Source organism: Allobosea sp. 05T439 (genome assembly GCF_056396005.1).
This window is the reverse complement of the sequence record NZ_JBFTKP010000019.1, coordinates 77,210-94,876: the sequence shown is the minus strand read 5'-3', so window position 1 is coordinate 94,876 and position 17,667 is coordinate 77,210. Positions and strand designations below refer to the sequence as shown.

General features: G+C 67.1%; 16 protein-coding genes. 6 read left to right on the top strand and 10 right to left on the bottom strand.

Annotated features, from left to right (window positions below; translation table 11 throughout):
* Positions 1 to 185: 185 nt before the first annotated feature.
* Genes AC1DIO_RS21510 through AC1DIO_RS21500 form a run of 3 tightly spaced genes read right to left on the bottom strand, consistent with a single transcriptional unit; the run spans position 186 to position 4,848 of the window.
* Entirely contained in the window at positions 186 to 1,538 is a 1,353-nt protein-coding gene (locus tag AC1DIO_RS21510; RefSeq protein WP_476776556.1) for a sigma-54-dependent transcriptional regulator, read from the bottom strand.
* Positions 1,535 to 3,478, bottom strand: coding sequence for an ATP-binding protein (locus AC1DIO_RS21505; RefSeq protein ID WP_441507454.1), 1,944 nt, complete (start codon positions 3,476 to 3,478; stop codon positions 1,535 to 1,537). The genes AC1DIO_RS21510 and AC1DIO_RS21505 overlap by 4 nt, the downstream gene beginning before the upstream one ends.
* Entirely contained in the window at positions 3,475 to 4,848 is a 1,374-nt protein-coding gene (locus AC1DIO_RS21500) for an ABC transporter substrate-binding protein (protein WP_441507453.1), read from the bottom strand. Before AC1DIO_RS21500 ends, AC1DIO_RS21505 begins: the two co-directional genes overlap by 4 nt.
* A gap of 102 nt (positions 4,849 to 4,950) precedes the next feature.
* Here AC1DIO_RS21500 and AC1DIO_RS21495 point away from each other — a divergent pair, with 102 nt between their 5' ends.
* The 4 genes from AC1DIO_RS21495 to AC1DIO_RS21480 all read left to right on the top strand — a co-directional run bounded on the left by AC1DIO_RS21495 (position 4,951) and on the right by AC1DIO_RS21480 (position 8,089).
* A complete protein-coding gene (locus AC1DIO_RS21495) occupies positions 4,951 to 5,454 on the top strand; it encodes a CMD domain protein (protein ID WP_441507452.1) in 504 nt (167 codons plus the stop codon).
* Positions 5,451 to 6,026, top strand: a complete 576-nt coding sequence (locus AC1DIO_RS21490; protein ID WP_441507451.1) for a peroxidase-related enzyme — start codon at positions 5,451 to 5,453, stop codon at positions 6,024 to 6,026. The genes AC1DIO_RS21495 and AC1DIO_RS21490 overlap by 4 nt, the downstream gene beginning before the upstream one ends.
* Positions 6,027 to 6,055: 29 nt before the next feature.
* Positions 6,056 to 7,123, top strand: coding sequence for an NAD/NADP octopine/nopaline dehydrogenase family protein (locus AC1DIO_RS21485; RefSeq protein ID WP_476767815.1), 1,068 nt, complete (start codon positions 6,056 to 6,058; stop codon positions 7,121 to 7,123).
* Positions 7,124 to 7,273: 150 nt separating this feature from the next.
* The gene (locus AC1DIO_RS21480; RefSeq protein WP_441492694.1) at positions 7,274 to 8,089 is read left to right on the top strand and encodes a DUF72 domain-containing protein; all 816 of its coding nucleotides are present in this window, start codon (positions 7,274 to 7,276) and stop codon (positions 8,087 to 8,089) included.
* A 6-nt stretch (positions 8,090 to 8,095) separates the two neighbouring features.
* Here the strand turns inward: AC1DIO_RS21480 and AC1DIO_RS21475 are convergent, their stop codons facing one another.
* From AC1DIO_RS21475 to htpX, 7 genes are all read right to left on the bottom strand, one after another.
* Entirely contained in the window at positions 8,096 to 8,563 is a 468-nt protein-coding gene (locus tag AC1DIO_RS21475) for a YbaK/EbsC family protein (protein ID WP_441507449.1), read from the bottom strand.
* A complete protein-coding gene (locus AC1DIO_RS21470) occupies positions 8,560 to 8,838 on the bottom strand; it encodes a hypothetical protein (protein ID WP_043242153.1) in 279 nt (92 codons plus the stop codon). The genes AC1DIO_RS21475 and AC1DIO_RS21470 overlap by 4 nt, the downstream gene beginning before the upstream one ends.
* 3 nt (positions 8,839 to 8,841) lie before the next feature.
* Entirely contained in the window at positions 8,842 to 10,020 is a 1,179-nt protein-coding gene (locus AC1DIO_RS21465) for a low temperature requirement protein A (protein ID WP_441507448.1), read from the bottom strand.
* Between the two features lie 79 nt (positions 10,021 to 10,099).
* On the bottom strand, positions 10,100 to 11,692 hold the full coding sequence (purH, locus tag AC1DIO_RS21460) for a bifunctional phosphoribosylaminoimidazolecarboxamide formyltransferase/IMP cyclohydrolase (protein ID WP_441492698.1): 1,593 nt from the start codon (positions 11,690 to 11,692) through the stop codon (positions 10,100 to 10,102).
* 100 nt (positions 11,693 to 11,792) lie between these two features.
* Positions 11,793 to 13,520, bottom strand: a complete 1,728-nt coding sequence (locus AC1DIO_RS21455) for a heparinase II/III family protein (RefSeq protein WP_441507447.1) — start codon at positions 13,518 to 13,520, stop codon at positions 11,793 to 11,795.
* 72 nt (positions 13,521 to 13,592) lie between these two features.
* Positions 13,593 to 14,954: an RsmB/NOP family class I SAM-dependent RNA methyltransferase gene (locus tag AC1DIO_RS21450; protein WP_441507446.1), complete on the bottom strand. Its 1,362-nt coding sequence runs from the start codon at positions 14,952 to 14,954 to the stop codon at positions 13,593 to 13,595.
* Position 14,955: 1 nt separating this feature from the next.
* Positions 14,956 to 15,882, bottom strand: coding sequence for a zinc metalloprotease HtpX (htpX, locus tag AC1DIO_RS21445; protein ID WP_441492701.1), 927 nt, complete (start codon positions 15,880 to 15,882; stop codon positions 14,956 to 14,958).
* A gap of 113 nt (positions 15,883 to 15,995) precedes the next feature.
* Here htpX and AC1DIO_RS21440 point away from each other — a divergent pair, with 113 nt between their 5' ends.
* Together AC1DIO_RS21440 and AC1DIO_RS21435 are read left to right on the top strand one after the other, a co-directional pair.
* On the top strand, positions 15,996 to 16,265 hold the full coding sequence (locus AC1DIO_RS21440; protein ID WP_441492702.1) for a DUF1674 domain-containing protein: 270 nt from the start codon (positions 15,996 to 15,998) through the stop codon (positions 16,263 to 16,265).
* A 64-nt stretch (positions 16,266 to 16,329) separates the two neighbouring features.
* A complete protein-coding gene (locus tag AC1DIO_RS21435; protein WP_441507444.1) occupies positions 16,330 to 17,631 on the top strand; it encodes a class I SAM-dependent methyltransferase in 1,302 nt (433 codons plus the stop codon).
* Positions 17,632 to 17,667: the final 36 nt, after the last annotated feature.

The following is a 17,667-nucleotide window of genomic DNA, read 5'->3' as shown; positions in this document are numbered from 1 at the left end:
CAAGACAGTTTTTGCTCACCCGGCGTCGAGGCCGATGCTCATCTGTCAGCAACGACGATGCCAACCGGGCGTCGTATTGATTATGTTGAGGAAATCCCGGTTTGCGCGCGCAGTTCGCGGTCTCTGCGGGTCGTTGCGGTAACCGTCGCGTCGGCGGGATGGGTCAGGACGGTAACATCGCGACGTCAGTCGGGAAGCGCTGCCGCGCCACTCAATCCGTAGCGGCGCATCTTGAGGTAAAGGGTCTTGCGGGTGATGCCGAGGGCGGCTGCCGTGACGCCGATCCGGCCGCCATGGCGTTTCAACGCCGCGCCGATCACCTCGGCTTCGGCGAGCGCGATCTGTTCTTCCAGCGTCAGTTCGGCGCTCGATGGTCCGGCGACGGTCTCGTGATCATCGAAATCCTCGTCCATCCCCAGCAGGCTGCGTTCGGCGGCGTTGCGCAATTCGCGGACATTGCCGGGCCAGTCCTGCCGTGACAGGCGCTGCAGCAGATCGCGGCCGAGCAGCGGGGCGGAGCGGCCGACGCGAGCGGCGGCGAGCCCGAGGAAGTGCTGGAACAGCAATGGAATGTCCTCGCGCCGATCGCGCAGGGGCGGCAGGCGAAGCGTCACGACATTGAGGCGATAGACGAGGTCCTCTCTAAATCCGCCGGCCTTGGCCAATGCAGCGAGGTCCGCCTTGGTTGCCGCGACGATGCGGATATCGACCGCGATCTCGCGGTTGGAGCCGAGGCGTTCGATGCGTCGCTCCTGGAGCGCGCGCAGCAGCCGGACCTGCGCGGCCATCGGCATCGACTCGATCTCGTCGAGAAAGAGCGTGCCGCCGCTGGCATGCTCGATCTTGCCGATGCGCCGCTCGCGCGCGCCGGTGAAGGCGCCGGCCTCATGGCCGAAAAGCTCGCTCTCGATCATGGTTTCGGGGATGGCGCCGCAGTTCACCGCGACGAAGCGGCCGCTGCGGCGCTTGCCGAGATCGTGCAGCGCGCGGGCCGCGACCTCCTTGCCGGTCCCCGTTTCGCCGAAGAGCAGCACGTCGGCATCGGCATCGGCCATGAGGGTCAGCCGCTGCCGCAAACGGACGATCGCCGGCGAGGCGCCGACAAGCCGCGCGACCCACGGGTCGTCGGGGGTGGCTCCGGCACGCAGCAGCCGGTTCTCGATGATCAGCCGGCGGTAATCGCTCGCCCGGCGGACGGTCTCGGTGAGGAGCACGGGATCGGCCGGCTTCTCGACGAAATCCCAGGCGCCGTCGCGGATCGCCTTCACCGCCATGGGGACGTCGGCATGGCCGGTGACGAGCACGACCGGAATTTCCGGGTCGATCGCCCTGACCGCCGCCAGCAGGCCAAAGCCGTCGCGGCCGGGCATCCGGACATCGCTCACCAGAACGACGGGGCTGTCGCGCGTCAGCAGGGGCAGGGCGGCGTCGGCCGAGCGCTTTGCCGCGACCTCGAAGCCTTCGAGCTCCAAGGTCAGCCGGCAGGCCTCGAGAACCTCGGCATCGTCGTCGACGAGAACAATCCTCGGCGCATTCATGCGTCAATTTCCATGGCAGCCATTGCGCGATTCGGCAGGGCTTCGAGCATAATCAGAAAGCGTGTGCCGGCGGGACCGGAGCTGGCGACGGCGAGCGTGCCGCCAAGGTCCTTGATGATGTTGTAGGAGAGCGAGAGGCCGAGGCCGAGCCCCGAGCCGACCGGCTTGGTCGTGAAGAACGGGTCGAAGATTCGCTCCAGATGCGCGCGGTCGATGCCGGGCCCGTTATCCTCGACCCAGATCTCGACGGCCTTGCCGCGTTGGGCCGCGCCGATCGCGAGCGTCGGGTTCGGCCGGCCGGCGATGGCATCGAGGGCATTGGCGATGAGGTTGACCAGGACCTGTTCCAGCCGGATTTCCTCGGCGCGGACATAGAGCCTTTCGCCTGGCATGTCCTGCTTCAGCGTCACCTGCCCGGCATCGAGACGCGGACCGAAGAGCGACAGCGCCGTCTCGACCACACCGCCGACCTCGACGGGAGAAAGCGTCACGCCCGGCTTGCGGGCGAAGCGCCTGAGGTGAGCAATCAGCTCGGCGGCGCGCGTCGTCAGCGCCTGAATGCGCATGATGGCGTGGCGGGCCTCGTCTGGACGCTCGCGCTCCAGCAGCAGCACGCCGTTATGGGCATGGGAGCGAATCGCCGCCAGCGGCTGGTTGAGTTCGTGGCTGAGGCCGGCGGCCATCTGGCCGAGCGCGGCCAGCTTGGCCGCCTGGATCAGGTCGTCGCGGGTCTGCCGGAAGACCGCAAGCGCCCGGGCGAGGTCGCCGAGCTCGTCATTGCCGGCGTGGGGCAGAACAGCCGAGGACTGCCCGCTGGCGATGCTGGTCGCGGCTTCGGTGAGCACGCGCAGCCGCGCGACGAGATGCCGGCGGACATAGAACCAGCCGATGAGAAGGGCTCCGATCAGCGAGGCGGCGGCGATCGCCAGGAGCAGGTTGCGGCCGAGCCTGATCGCTGTGGCCGAACGCTCGGCAGCGGCCTTCGCGGTTGCTTCCGTTCTCTGGACCTCCTGGGAGACCAGGGTGCCGAGCTCGCTGACCAGCCGCCGGCTTTCCGTGATCAGGCGTTGCGCGTCGGCCTGGGCCGCCAGCTCGGCACGCTTGATGGCGGGTAATCCGGTGCCGGCATCGGCAAGTCCGATCAGCCGTTGGGCAATCTGCCTGACGGTAATGGTATCGGGCCAGCCATTCAGTGCCCTGGCCTCGATTTCGAGCTGGTCGACCGCCTCGCCGATGACGTGGCCCGTCTGCTCCATATCCTCGCGGGTGCGGACCACGCCGAGCCGCCCGTAAAGTCCGACGATCAGGTTCGCCTGGGCATTCAGCGTCATCAACGCCGCGCTCTTGCGGGTCTCCTCGCGAATGGCATTCGGCTTGGCCGCGCTTGGTGCATCGGTTCCGGCCTGGCCGAGCGCCGTCTCGATATTGAAGCGGGCATCGTCGGTGAGCGGCTCGATTTCGTCGAGGAGATCGGCCTGGAGCCAGCGCAGTTCCTCACCGATGGCGCGATTGCGCTCGCCAAGCGGGAAGCGCCGCCCCGAGACCGCATCGATGGCTTTGAGATTGCTGCGGATTTCCGTCGCAACCGCGGCGAGGGCGGGCGAAGCGAACCCTCCCTCGGCCCGCTCGGCCAGGACCCGATCGAGCTCGTCCAGCCGTTCTCCGACAAGTCGTCGGCTGCGTTCATAGGCGTCGCGCCGCTCGGCATTGGCAAGCTCGGGCATGCTGGCGATGACGCGCGCGCTGGCTTCGGCGAGCCTCGCCGACGAGGCCAGGCCCGGCAGATGATCGCGGGCGATGGCTGCCAGTTCCGTGCTCAGGCGCTCATAGGAGATGACGCCGACGATGCCGGCGCCGACGGCGAACAGACCGACGCCGAGAAAGGCGGCGATCAGGCGTTCGCCGATGCCGAAGCGCCGGCCTTGCCAGAGGCGCCTCATGGCAGCCCTCCGGCCAGCCCGTCATCCGAGTTGGTCCACCCTGCGGCGGCGAGCCGCTCGGCAGCCTGTCGCAACCTGACGGCGGCGTCCGCGGCCTGGGCTGCGATTGCGCTGCGGATCTCGGCTTCGATACGCGCCTGCGCCTCGGGAACGGCCAGGCCCCGAGGCACACGCACAAGATCGCGAAAGCGTTCGGGCTGGCCGAGTTCCGAGGCGGAGATGGGCGGCCGCACCAGCGCTCTGCGCGCTTCGGTTAGGAGGCGGGCAGCCTTCCCGTCGGGATAGGCGAGAAGCGCGGCCTCCAGCCCCTGGAGGCTGCGCCAGAGCCGGGCATGCTCCGCGCGGCGGAAGGTGATCCACTCGTCGAAGATGATGTTGACCAATTCGTAGCGGCCGGCCGACAGCCCGGCATCGAAGCGTGTCCGGTTGAAGAGCCCCGACAGGTCCGAAAGATGCGGCGGCGCCTCGTCGGCACCATAGGCAGCCGGTGAGACCGCAAGCCGGCCGATCCGCGGCTCGCGCAGCAGTTTCTGGCCCTCGGGCGAGAGCACGAAGTCGATGAAGAGCTCGGCTTCCTTCGGATTGGGTGACGTTGCCAGTCGTGCGATGCTGGCTGGTGCGAAGAGCGTCTCCTCCGGCAGCAGGAAGCGGCTGGTCTCGCCCTCCGCGCCGGCGGTTTCTGCCAGGAAATCGATCGAGATACCGATGCCGAAGCGGCCGCGCGCCACACCGGCCGTCACCCCGAAACTGCGCGCCGTGATGGTGGCGAGATTGCCCCCGATCTCGGACCAGAGCGCCCAGCCACGTTCCCAGCCGAGCGATTGCAGCAGGGCTTCGACCATCAGGTGCGTCGTGCCGGAGCGGGCCGGCGAGGTCAGGCCGATATGGCCGGCATAGGCGGGGGCGGCAAGGTCGGCCCAGTTGCGCGGTACCGGGAGCCCACGCGCCGCAAGATAGGACGGGTTGTAGACCAGCCCGTAGCCCGAGACGGCAAAGCCGAGATAGTGCCCATCCGGATCGTTGACGGGGTAGCCCGCGATGGTCTCGGGGGCGCCGGTCGCCCGGGCCTGCAGCGGTGCCAGCAGCCTGCTCCGTTTCAGCAACTCGAAGGCGTCGGGCGCCGAGGCCCAGAACAGATCGGCCTCCTGACGCTGCTGCGTCCGGATATCCGCAACGGCTGCGGTGGTCTTGCGCTGCACGACCTCGACCGCGATGTCCGGGTGCCGATTGCGAAAGGCCGTCCGGAAGGGCTCGAAGAAGGCGGGCGGGAACGAGGTGATGATCTGGACGCGGCGAGCTTCTGCCGGGCCGGCGGCAAGCCAGGCGAAAGCCGCAAAGGCAAGGCAGAGACGTGCCGCGCGTCGGATCATGAATCTGTCATATAGCCGGCAACCGGACCCGCATAGATCGACGGGTGGACCTTCGCCTTCGCCGATCCTAAACATCGCTCGTCACGGCGAGGGGAGATGGGATTGAGCGGGACGAATCTGATCGAGAGCCTGGCGGGGCTGAAGGCGGGCTCCCAACTTGCGGACGCCGTATCAGAGCGCTCCGGGATCATGGAGATGAGCCAGGCCAGCCATGACGCGGTCCTGCTGCCGCGCGAGCCGGGCGGTCTGAGCCATGCCGAACGTGCGGCGCTGGCGGTCAGGATGGCCCGATGGAACGGGGATTCCGGGCTGGCCGCTCACTACCGGGAACTGCTCGGCCAAGCCGGAGAGACCTCCGCGTTGGCGGCGATCGCTTCGGGCGCGGCCCTTGAGCAACACGGCGCGGATGCGCGGCTCATCGCGGTCACGCGTCATGTCGACATCCTGACGAAGACGGTCAAGGACGCGACGCGGGCGGATATCGAGGCGCTCAAGGCGGCAGGCATCGCGGAGCCCGACATCGTCCGGCTCGCCGAGCTTGCTGCCTTCGTCAATTATCAGGTCCGCGTGATTGCCGGCCTGCGGCTGCTGGAGGAGGTCCTGTGAGCGTTCCGGTCCATGAGTTCACGGCCGAGGTGCCGCGCTGGTCGCCCTATGTCACGCCGGTCGCGCTCGAGGACGCGACGCCGGAGCAGCTCGATGCGCTGCAGATCACGCCGTCGAACAAGAAGGTTTCGGCCTATGTCCTCACGCTCGCGCATGATCCCGAATCCCTGAAGGTGCGCTCGCCGCTCTTCAACGCGATCATGTATGGCAAGGGCGGACTGTCCTCGGCCGAACGGGAGCTTGGGGCAGTCGGCGCCTCGATCGTCAATCGCTGCGTCTATTGCGCGGCAGTGCATGCCTCGCGCTTCAACCAGTTGACGAAGCGGACAGACGTGATCGAAGCAATCTTCGCCGATGGCGTCGATGCCGAGCTGGAGGAACACCAGCAGGCGATCTTCGATTTCGCGGTCAGGCTCTCGAAGACGCCGTCCGAGGCGACGCCGGCGGATATTGCCGCGTTGCGCGATCTTGGACTGTCGAAGCTTGAAATCCTCGACCTGATCCTTTCCGCCTCGATCTTCGGCTGGGCCAACCGGCTGATGCATACGCTCGGCGAACCGGTTCGCGACTGAGCCGTCCACGCAGCAAGAGTCCATCGAACATGCGTGTCGCCATCATCGGCTCCGGCGGTATCGGCCGAGGCTATGCCGCCTATCTGACGCAACAGGGGCATCAGCCGGTGCTGTGGTCGCCGAGCGGAGCGGAGCTGGCGGATTTCGCCGGGCGCGCGGAACTGACGGTAACCGGGAAGATCGTCGCATCCTTGCCCATCGCGGTCGCGCAGAGCTGTGCGGACGCCGTGGCGGGCGCCGAAACCGTCATCGTGGCGGTGCCGGCCAATGGCTTCCGAACCGTGCTGGAAACGCTTTCGGAGCATCTGCATCACGGCCAGAGCGTGGTCATCAGCGCGCATAGCTCCTTTGCCGCACTCTATATGCATGACCTGTTGGCGAAGCGCGGGATCACGCTGCCGATTGCCGCCTGGGCGACGACCGCGCTGACCGCGCGCAAGACGGGGCCGCGCAGCGTCAACATCTCCGGCATCCGTGCCCGGCTCGACGTCGCGACCGTGCCGCGACGCTTCGCAGCGGAGGGGCACTCGATCTGCCAGGCATTGTTCGGCGATCGGTTCGAGCCCCGTGAAGACCTGCTCGCCATCATGCTGAGCAACCTCAATCCGCCCGGCCATATGGCGAGCATGCTGTGCAATCTGACCCGCGCGGAACAGGGCGAGGATTGGCCGAATTACGGGAGCACGACGCGCGGCGTCGGCCGCATCATCGATGCGATGGACGCGGAGCGGCTCGCGCTTGCGGCGGCCTTCGGACTCGCGGTGCGCAGTGTGCAGGATCACTATGCCCTGTCCTTCGGCGTCACGCCTGGCCCTGTCGGCGAGATGGCTGCCGCGGTCTATGCCATGCGCCCGGAGCTGATGGGGCCGAAGACGCTCGATACCCGCTTCATCACCGAGGACGTGCCCTTCGGGCTCGTGCCGCTCGAACTGCTCGGTGCCGTCACGGGCGTGGCAGTGCCGTTGCATCAGGCCGGCATCGCGCTGTTCAATGCGGTCTGCGCGCGGGATTTCAGGGCGGAGAACGATCTCCTGCCGTTGCTGGATCTGGGCGGCCTGGACGCCGCTGGTCTGCACAAGCGGTTGCGCGACGGCTGAGGCCGGGTCGTCGAACGCCTGCTGACAGGCGCTGACAAGCCGTTTGGCCACGATATGACGAGACGGGTTGGGACGGCTCTCCGAAAGCGGGTGGTCTCAATGCCCGTTTGCGACAAGAATGCCGCCAGCCAGCTTGAACGAGGAGCCGTCATGTCCGCAGCAGCAAAGGGCGCCATCAGGATCGGCATCGGAGGCTGGGTTTTCGAGCCTTGGCGCGGCAGCTTTTACCCTGACGGTCTCTCCCAGAAGCGTGAGCTCGAATATGCCAGCAGCAAGCTGACTTCGATCGAGATCAACGGAACCTATTACGGCTCGCAGAAGCCCGAAAGCTTCGCCAAATGGCGCGAGGAGACGCCGGACGGCTTCGTCTTCTCGTTGAAGGGTTCACGCTATATCACCAACCGCCGCGTGCTTGCGGAAGCTGGCCCCTCGATCGAGAAATTCATCACGGGCGGCGTGCTGGAGCTCAGGGAGAAGCTCGGCCCGATCAACTGGCAGTTCATGGCGACCAAGGCCTTCGACCCGGTGGATTTCGAGGCTTTCCTGAAACTGCTGCCGAAATCCGTCGAAGGCCGCGCGCTCCGCCACGCCGTCGAGGTTCGCCATGACAGTTTTCGCTCGCCGGACTTCGTCGCGCTGCTGCGCGAATACGGCGTAGCGGTCGTCACTGCAGCGGATTCCAAATACACGCAGATTGCCGATCCGACGGCGCCTTTCGTCTATAGCCGCATCATGGGCACGCAGGAGGCCGAACCAAACGGCTATTCGGCCACAGACCTGGACGCCTGGGCCGAGCGTGCCCGTCGCTGGGCGGAAGGCGAGGTGCCGAAGGATCTCGACACAGTCGCGACGCCCGCAGGAGTGCAGGGCGGCCGCGATGTCTTTTTATATGTCATCAGCGGCGACAAGATCCGCAACCCGGCTGCTGCAATGGCCTTGATCGAGCGCGTCGGCGGCAAGGGCTGAGGCCCGTCAGGCCGGTTCCTGGCAGACATCGACCCATTCGGCCTTGGTCAGCTCGACCATGCGTTGCGGGCTGATGCGGAGTGCGCTCTGGGTGGATCCGGCAGCCGGCACGACTTCGTCGAAGGCCTTCAGCGTGATGTCGCAATAGACCGGCAGCGGGGAGGCAAGCCCGAAGGGGCAGACGCCTCCGACCGGATGGCCGGTGATCTCGGTGACCTCGCCGGCATCGAGCATGCGCGGCTTGCCGCCAAAGGCCGCCTTGGCCTTGCGGTTGTCCAGCCGCGCATCGCCGCGCGCGACGACCAGCACGACCCGCTCGCCGATCCGGAGCGAGAGCGTCTTGGCGATCTGCGCCGGCTCGACGCCATGAGCCGCCGCGGCTAGCGAGACCGTCGCACTGCTCTCTGCAGTCTCGATGATGGCGATGTCCGGCGCGTGCTCCGCGAAGAACGAGCGAACCGATTCGAGACTCATGCCGAGGCCTTTCCAAAGAACCAGCGTAGCAGCAGCGCGATCGCCATCGGGATGCCGAAGACGATGAGCAGGATCGGAGCCTCCTCGAGAACCGTGTAGCCGGCGCGGGTCACGCCAACGACGAGATTGATCAGCGAAACCGCGAGCCAGAGCGGAATGAACAGTTTGACCGCATAGGCGATGGGGTGCGCGCTGCTGCGGTTCAACCGCGGCGCCAGGAACAGCAGCAGGCCGAGCAGCGCAAAGCCGGCCGAGAGCATCTTCATCGTATGCATGCGTCAGGCCTCCTTCGGCCGAAGCGAGAGCGTTTCCCAGGCCGCGACCAGGACCAGGATGAGCGTTGCACCGAAGCTCAGCGCGAGCGGCGGCAGGATCGCGCCCGTCGGAGCCCAGAGGACCAGCAGTCCAAGCCCGACGAGGTGGGACAGCGGATACCATCCTGCCGTGGCCTTCTTGAAGAGCAGATTTCCGATCACGTAGAAGATCGGCCCCGCGATGACGGCGATCGCCACCTTGAGCTCGGTGTGGCCGGTCGGGTGCGCGAGCACGAACTCGTCGCCGACGGCGACCAGGATGATTCCGGCGACGAGAGGCAGAGGGATGAAGGTGTAGGCGCTGCGAGCCAGCGAGCCCGGATCTTCCGCCATGGAGATGCGCTGGCTGCCGCGCTCGGCGCCGACATGAAAATACAACCACCACATCGCGACGGAGCTGAGAAAGGCATTGGCGAAGGCAAGCGAATTGGGCAGCGTTGCTGCCAGCTTCGATGCGGTGGCGCCCGTCACCAGTACGGATTCACCGAGCGCGATGATGATGAAGAGCGCGCATCGTTCGGCAAGATGCGCGCCTTCGATATCCCATTCGGCGGTGCTGGAGCGGCCGAGACCAGGCACCCTGAAGCCGATCCAGGGCGCGCCATATTCAAGCGCAAGTGCGAGCGCCCAGAACCCGAAGCGGAGACCGCCATCGGCTAATCCGCCGATGATCCAGAACACGCCGGACAGCGCGAACCAGAGGCATATGCGTTGGAAGTTCCGGTAGTTGGCGGGGCTGCGGCCCCGTAGGCTGATCAGCGTGAAGACGCTGCGTCCAAGCTGCATCGCGACATAGGCGCAGGCGAAGATCAGGCCGCGATCCTCGAATGCGCCCGGCAGCGAGGTCGTGAGTGCCAGGCCGATGAACATCAGCACGAACAGCATCAGACGGACCGGCGTCGAGTCGGGGTCGAGCCAGTTGGTCACCCAGCTCGTGCAGACCCAGGCCCACCAGACCGCGCCGAGCAGCAGCGTGGCCTGGGCGAGCCCAAGCAGCGTGAAATGCTCCAGCAATGTGTGCGAGATCTGCGTGATCGCGAAGACGAAGACGAGATCGAAGAACAGCTCGACGAAGCTGACCTTGGCGTGTTCGTGTGCAACGCGCGTCCGCAAGGGCGTGCGCCGCTGATGGGTCTGCGTCATGCCGGCCTCGCTCGCGACGCCGGCAGAATAGGACCAGGCCGCGCCCGTGGTCGAGAGCGGCCCTTGCGGCGTCCGCGCCTCAGTGGCGGAAGTGGCGATGGCCGGTGAAGACCATGGCGAGGCCGGCCTCGTCGGCCGCCTTGATCACTTCGTCGTCGCGCATCGAGCCGCCGGGCTGGATCACCGCCGTGGCACCGGCCTCGGCCGCGGCAAGCAGGCCGTCGGCGAAGGGGAAGAAGGCGTCGGAGGCCACGACCGAGCCCTTGGCGAGGCTCTCGGCAACGCCAGCAGCCTTCGCAGCCTCGCTCGCCTTCCAGGCCGCGATGCGCGAGGAATCGACGCGGCTCATCTGGCCCGCGCCGATGCCGACAGTCGCCTGACCCTTCACGTAGACGATGGCGTTCGACTTGACGTGCTTGGCGACGCGGAAGGCGAAGCGAAGATCGGCGAGCTCGGCCTCGCTCGGCGCGCGCTTGGTCACGACCCGCAGTTCCATGTCGTCGACGACGGCGTTGTCCCGAGCCTGTGCGAGAAAGCCGCCGGAAACGGTGCGCAGCGACAGCCCGCCGCCGCGCGGATCGGGCAGGCCGCCGGTCAGCAGCAGCCGCAGGTTCTTCTTGGCGGCGATCATCGCGATCGCCTCGTCATCGGCCTCGGGCGCGATGATCACTTCGGTGAAGACCTCGACGATCTTCCGTGCCGCCTCGGCATCAAGCCTGCGGTTGAGCGCGACGATGCCGCCGAAGGCCGAGACCGGGTCGCAGGCCAGCGCCTTCTCATAGGCCTCGAGCAGCGAGCTGCCGCTGGCGACGCCGCAGGGATTGGCGTGCTTGACGATGACGCAGGCGGCCGAGACTGCAGGATCGAACTCGGCGACGCATTCGAAGGCGGCGTCAGTGTCGTTGATGTTGTTGTAGGAGAGCTGCTTGCCCTGGACCTGGCGGGCAGTCGCGACACCGGGGCGCTGCTCGGGGGTGCGGTAGAACGCGGCCCATTGATGCGGGTTCTCGCCGTAGCGCAGCGTCTCGGCGAGGCCGCCACCGAGGGCGCGGTAGGCCGGGGATGTCTCCGCCAGCTCGTTGGCGAACCAGTTCGAGATCGCGGCGTCATAGGCGGCGGTGCGGGCATAGGCCTTCTGGGCGAGCTTGCGGCGCAGCGTCAGCGTGGTCGCGCCCTTCTGGCTCTCGAGTTCCCCAAGGACGGCGGCATAGTCCGACGCGTCCACCACGACGGCAACGTCGTTGTGGTTCTTGGCGGCGGCGCGGATCATCGCGGGGCCGCCGATATCGATGTTCTCGATGCAGTCGTCATAGGCGCGGCCGGCGGCGACGGTTGCTTCGAACGGATAGAGATTGACGACGAGCAGGTCGATCGGCGCGATGCCGTGGCCGAGCATCGAGGCCTGATGCTCGGGATGCGAGCGGATGGCGAGAAGGCCGCCATGCACCTTGGGGTGCAGCGTCTTGACGCGACCGTCCATCATTTCCGGGAAACCGGTGAGATCGGAGACATCGGTGACGGGCAGGCCGGCCTCGGCGATCGCCTTGGCGGTGCCGCCGGTCGAAACCAGCGCGATGCCAAGACGGTGAAGGGCGCGCGCGAATTCGATCAGCCCCGTCTTGTCGGAGACGGAAAGAAGGGCGCGTTCGACGCGGCGAAGCTCAGTCGGCATCGGGACAATCCGGTGTGCAGTGCAATGAAGGCGGCTTGGCGGGGCCGTATCATGCCGGGCCCTGGATGCAAAGGGCGGTGTCCGGAGCGGCGTCCCGCCGTCAAAGCGGCAGTTGTGCCTCGGGTCCGCCCCGTTCATGCGACCGCGTTGCCCGCGGTGCCGTGCCGACGCGGGTCAAGCGCCARGTGACTTGCGGCGTCACGGCAGCGTCGAAGCTGATCGTCAACTGCTCGGTTCTCCGTTTGCCGTCGGCTGCGGCGAGGAAGATGCTTTCCTCGATCGTGACGGCAAGGCCGGAGGCTTCGAACTCCCAGACTTCGCCGGATGGCAGCGCGAGCAGGGCGCCTTCGCCCTCGCGGATCAGGCTCGTTCGGATACCGGGGTGCAGGTGGAAGCGTGCCACGGCCGGCAGGGTTTCGGTTCCCTTGGGCAGGGCGATCTCGTCTTCGCCTGTCAGCGTCGTGCCGTCATTGCTGAGCAGCAGGCGGCGGGTGTGCAGGGCGCCGAGATTGCGATGGTAGCCATCATGGCTCGCGACCCATTCATGGCCTGCCTCGCTGTCCTGCCGCGCGACGCGCACGTCGGAGGGGCCGGCGATGATGCGGTGTTCACCGAGTACGAGGCCGAAGGAGGCGCTGGAGCGCTCCGCCAGGATCACCGTGGAATGGGCTGCGGTGCTACGCGCGGCCAGCCGGAGCTCGGGCGGTCCGAAACGGCTGGCGCCGCAATTGACGATGATGCGCTGGCTGCCGCTTGAGAACTCGAAGGACAGGCAACCTGCATGGGCCTCGACCGAGTTGGCCCCTCGCGGCGCCGCGCCGGCATCGACCACCACGGTGCTGCGGCCGGCGCCGAGCCGATCATAGCCGGAATAGGCGGCATGCTCGATCGGCCGCGCGCGGGCGTCGTCATAGGCCGCGAGCGTAGCCATCAGATCGGGCGGGGTAATGCCCATGCCGTTGAAGAGGGCGAGCGAGCCGTCGCCATGCCGGAACAGCCGCAGATGCGGCATCATCCGCTCGATCGCCATGAGGACACTGCGCGGAGGTTCGAGCCCGCGCGCGACGAATGTCTCGCGCAGGGGCAGGAGATCGAGCAGCAACTCGATGATCAGCCGCGGATTGCGGCTGAGATGGCCGCCATCGGGCAGGATCTGGACGTCGAGCTCGTCGGACAGGGCGGCCTCGGCGCGCCTCAGCCGGCGCTCCTGGCCGTCGAGGCTGATCGCGGCGAAGGTCACTGCGATCAGGCATTGCAGCCGCGCTGCGCCATCGACCGCGCCGGACAGCGTCAGCGTCAGCCGCTCCGTCAGCCGCCCGACATGGCGGATGAAGCGCTCGTAGAAAGCGTGATCTGCGCCCTCGAGAAGGAGCGGCGAATGCGACAGGAAGGAGATCAGTCGACGCGCGGCGACAGCCGGCTGCCTTGCGATCTCGCTGCGGTCGTGCCGCCTGTCGATGAACTCGTCGACCAGCGCGCGCGCATTGGCGCGGGCGATCGCGGTATCGGCGGCGCGCATGTGCCGAAGCCAGGAGAAGCCGTACAGGGCCTCGGACCAGCCCTCGCTCGGCGGCTGGCAGTCGAAGGGCGATTCGCCATGGGTTCTCAGCGTGCGTCCGGCGAAAGCATAATACCCGGAATAGATATCGCCGGCCGTAGTCGGATCGGCGGTGCGCAAATCATGCGGAGCAAAGAGCAGACGGGTGGCCTGGACATGGCCGAAAGGCCAGAGCTTCCGCGCGGCGCCGACGAACTGGCCACGCGTACGCCGCGCAGCCCGACCGATCGCCGCCTGGGCAAGCCCCCTACGCTCAGTCCAGCCGTTCAATGCCCCCGCTCACCCCGTCCCGATGCGAATCGTCCCGGAGGACGTGGTCGCGCCCTGCGAATCCCGGTTTCGTCATAGCCTGATCAGACGGCTTGCGTAAAATCCTGTCCATCCTGAGAGCCGCGGGCTTTCGCCGCGAAGCTGATGCGGCAAGGTACGAAGGTCGCCGGCGGCGTTGATCGCCTCAGGGAGGCCGCCGATATCCTCGGGCTTGATCGGCACGCGTGCAAAATCCGGGTTCGCGGCGAGGAAGGCGTCGATCTGGTTCTCGCCCTCTTCCGGTTCAAGCGAACAGGTGCAGTAGACCAGGCGGCCGCCGGGCCGCGTCAGGCGCGCCGCCGCGTCGAGCAGCCGGGCCTGGAGTGCGGCGAGCTTGTCGCGATCCTCGGGTGTCTTCGTCCAGGCGACATCGGGATGGCGGCGGATCGTGCCCGTGGCGCTGCAGGGGGCGTCGAGCAGAACCGCGTCGAACGGCTCGGCCTGCCAGTTTGCGGCGTCGGTCGCCAGGATCTCGGCCGTGAGCCCGAGCCGTTCCAGATTGGCGCGCAGGCGGCGCAAGCGCGGCGCCGAACGATCGACTGCGGTCACGGCGGCGCCGGCTGCCGCGAGCTGTGCCGTCTTTCCGCCCGGCGCGGCGCAGAGATCGGCGATGCGTTCGCCCGGCTTGGGCGCCAGCAGCAGCGCCGGCAGTGCGGCGGCGGCGTCCTGCACCCACCATTCGCCTTCCGCAAAGCCAGGCAGGCTCGGCACCGGCGAGCGTTCGCGCAGACGCACCGATCCGGTCGGCAGCACGATGCCGCCGAGTTTCTCGGCCCAGCCTTCGGCGTCACCCTTCACGCTCAGATCGAGCGGCGGCTCGTCGGCGTGGCTTGCTGCGATGGCGGCGGCCGTTTCATCGCCATAGGCGCTGCGCCAGCTTTCGGCGAGCCAGGGCGGGGTGTCGGCAAAGGGGGCGGCGCTTCCGTTCAGGATCGCGTCGCGCTCGCGGGCAAGCCGGCGCAGCAACGCATTGCCCAGCGCGACATAGCGGGCCGAACGCGCATCCTCGTGGAGATGGCGGATCGCGAGATCGACGGCGGCATGATCCGGCACGTCGAGGAACAGGATCTGGGCCGCGCCGGCGACCAGAATCGGCTCGAACGGGCCCGAATTCTTCGGGCTGCCGCGTTCGAGCCGCGCATTGATGGCGTGCTGGATCGTGCCGAGCCGGCGGAAGGCGGTGATGGCGATGGCGCGCGCCAGTGCTGCGTCGGCGGCGTCGAGCCCGAAGGCCGGGCTCATGCGTTCATAGGTTTCGTCGAGCGCGGTGCCGGCCCGGAGCACCTCGTCGATCAGGTTCGCTGCAAGGCGGCGCGCCGGCAGACCCGGGGCATCATCGGCTGGCCGGGCGGGAGCCGGTGCCGGTTTGCCGCGCGAATTGTCCTGTTCAGTCATCTCAGCCCCACGGGCCGGGCTTGTGGGAGCCGTTCCACGGGCTCTGTGCGGCCTGGCTGGTGAAGCCGCCGGCATTGCGACCCCGGCCGATACCCATGGCGCGCGCCTGTTCCATCAAGGCGGCGATTCGATTGCCGGTGTCGGGGTGGGTCGAAAACAGAGAATCCATGCCGCGTCCGCTCAGGGGATTGATGATGAACATGTGGGCCGTAGCAGGCTTGGCCTCCGCCGTCTCGTTCGGAATATGCGCGACGCCCCCGGCGATCTTGGCAAGCGCGTCCGCGAGCGCGACCGGATTGCCGCAGATTTCGCCGCCGAGCCGGTCCGCCTCGTACTCGCGGGAACGCGAGATCGCCATCTGGATCACCATCGCGGCCATCGGCGCGAGCACCGAAATCAGGATCTGCACCAGCAATCCCGGCCGGTTCTCGCGCGAGCCGAAGAACATGCCAAAGGTGGTGAGCGAGGAGATTGCGCCCGCCATGGTCGCGGTGATGGTCATCGTCAGGGTGTCGTGATTTTTGATGTGGGCAAGCTCGTGTGCCATCACGCCGGCGAGCTCATCGTAGCTCAGCGTGCGCAGGATGCCCGTGGTCGCGGCGACGGCTGCGTTCTGCGGGTTCCGCCCGGTGGCGAAGGCGTTGGGCTGCTCCTCGTCGATCAGGTAGACCCTCGGCATCGGCATGTTGGCGCGCGCGGCAAGGTCGCGCACCATGCCATAGAGTTCGGGCGCGCTGCGCTCGTCGACCTCATGGGCATTGTGGGAGGCGAGCGCGAGCCGATCCGAATTCCAGTAGCTGTAGAGATTGGTCGCGGCGGCGATCCCGAGCGCGATCAGCATGCCGCCCGCGCCGCCGAGCAGATAGCCGACCACGGCGAAGAGCGCGGTGAGGCCGGCCATCAGGATGCCGGTGCGGACGTAGTTCATCTTGGTCCCCTTTGTCGGTCGCAGTCCGGGATGATGAATTCGCTCTCCCCGAATGCGGATTTGCGCCTTATGTGGTGAAGACCATGCCGATCCCGCAAGAGAGCGCTGTGCCAATGCCGAACGACATTGCCAAGGATCAAACTTCGGCCAAGGATCAAGCCTCGGCCAAGGATCAAGCCGCAGTCCTGACGAGCGAGACCGATCGGGCCAGGAGCCTTTCGCCGGCGGCGCAGCGCGCATTGGCCGAAGCACAGGCGCGACGCGCCGAGATCGACGCCAAGGCGGCGGCGGCAAAGCGTGACAAGGAGCTCAACGGCCGCGGTGGTCTCGATCCGGTGCGCTACGACGACTGGGAAGTGAAGGGAATCGCGAGCGATTTCTGACGGGTGGTTGCCAAGCCCCACGCCTGCCGTCAAACAGGTCGGGACGGGGATGGATCGGCCACGCATGGATCGCGACACCAAACGCCTCGCCGCCTTGCGGCGACTTCTGACCGAGGCACACCAGAAACTTGGATTGAAGCTCGGCTTCGCATTATGGGACGGGAGCCGCATCCCCTCCGAGTGGCCTGAGGACGGCCTTGCGATCGCGATCCGCGACTCCGGCGCCGTTGCAGCGCTGCTCCGCAAGCCGAAGCTCGACACGCTGCTGCATCTGCATGTCACCGACCGGATCGCGATCGTGAACGGAACGATCTTCGATCTCGCGGCGGCGCGCCCGGAGGGAAAGGTCGCGCGGCTGGCGCGCGGTATCCCGAAATCGGCGGTGTTCGATGTCGTGAGGCGCTTCCTGCTCGCGCCCGGCGCTGCGCCGCAGGCCGTCGAGCACCTGCAGGGCGACAAGGCCACCCGCGATGGCGCTCCCGCCACCAACAAGGCCAATATCGCCTATCATTACGACGTTTCGAACGCGTTCTACCGGCTCTTCCTCGATGAGGAGATGGTCTACACCTGCGCCTATTTTACCGAGGATCATACCGATCTCGAGCGGGCGCAGCGCGACAAGCTCGACATGATCTGCCGCAAGCTACGCCTGCAGCCCGGCGAGAAGCTGCTCGATATCGGCTGCGGCTGGGGCGCGCTGATCTGCCATGCCGCGCAGCATTATGGTGTCGAGGCACATGGCGTGACGCTTGCCGAGGAGCAGCTCGCGCTGGCTCGCGAGAAGGTCGAGCGACTCGGTCTTCAGGACAAGGTCACGCTGCATCTCAAGGATTTCACGGAGATGGAGGGGGTCTTCGACAAGATCTCCTCGATCGGCATGTTCGAGCATGTCGGCATCCGCAATCACCCGGCCTATTTCCAGGCGGTGAACCGGCTGCTCAAGCCGCGCGGTCTCTATTTGCACCATACGATCTCGCGGCGAGCCAAGAAGACCGAGCGCGCCTTCAACAAGATGCCGGCCGAGTACCGGGCGTTGGTGCGCTATATCTTCCCGGGCGGTGAACTCGACCATCTCGGCATGTCGATCGCCAATCTCGAGCGCCATGGCTTCGAGGTGCATGATGTCGAGGGGTGGCGCGAGCATTACCAGCGCACGACGCGGCTATGGTTCGAGCGGCTGAATGCACGCAAGGCCGAGGCCGAGGCGGAGATCGGTCCCGAGCGGACGCGGATGTGGCTGCTCTATCTCGCGGGCTGTTCGCTCGCCTTCGAGCGCGGTGGCGCGCTGATCAACCAGACGCTGGTCTCGAAGCGGCGCAAGGGACCATCGGGTCTGCCGCTGACGCGCGCGGACCTCTATCGCTGAGCGTGGCGAGAAGCGGATAGGCAATATGGTCGGCCT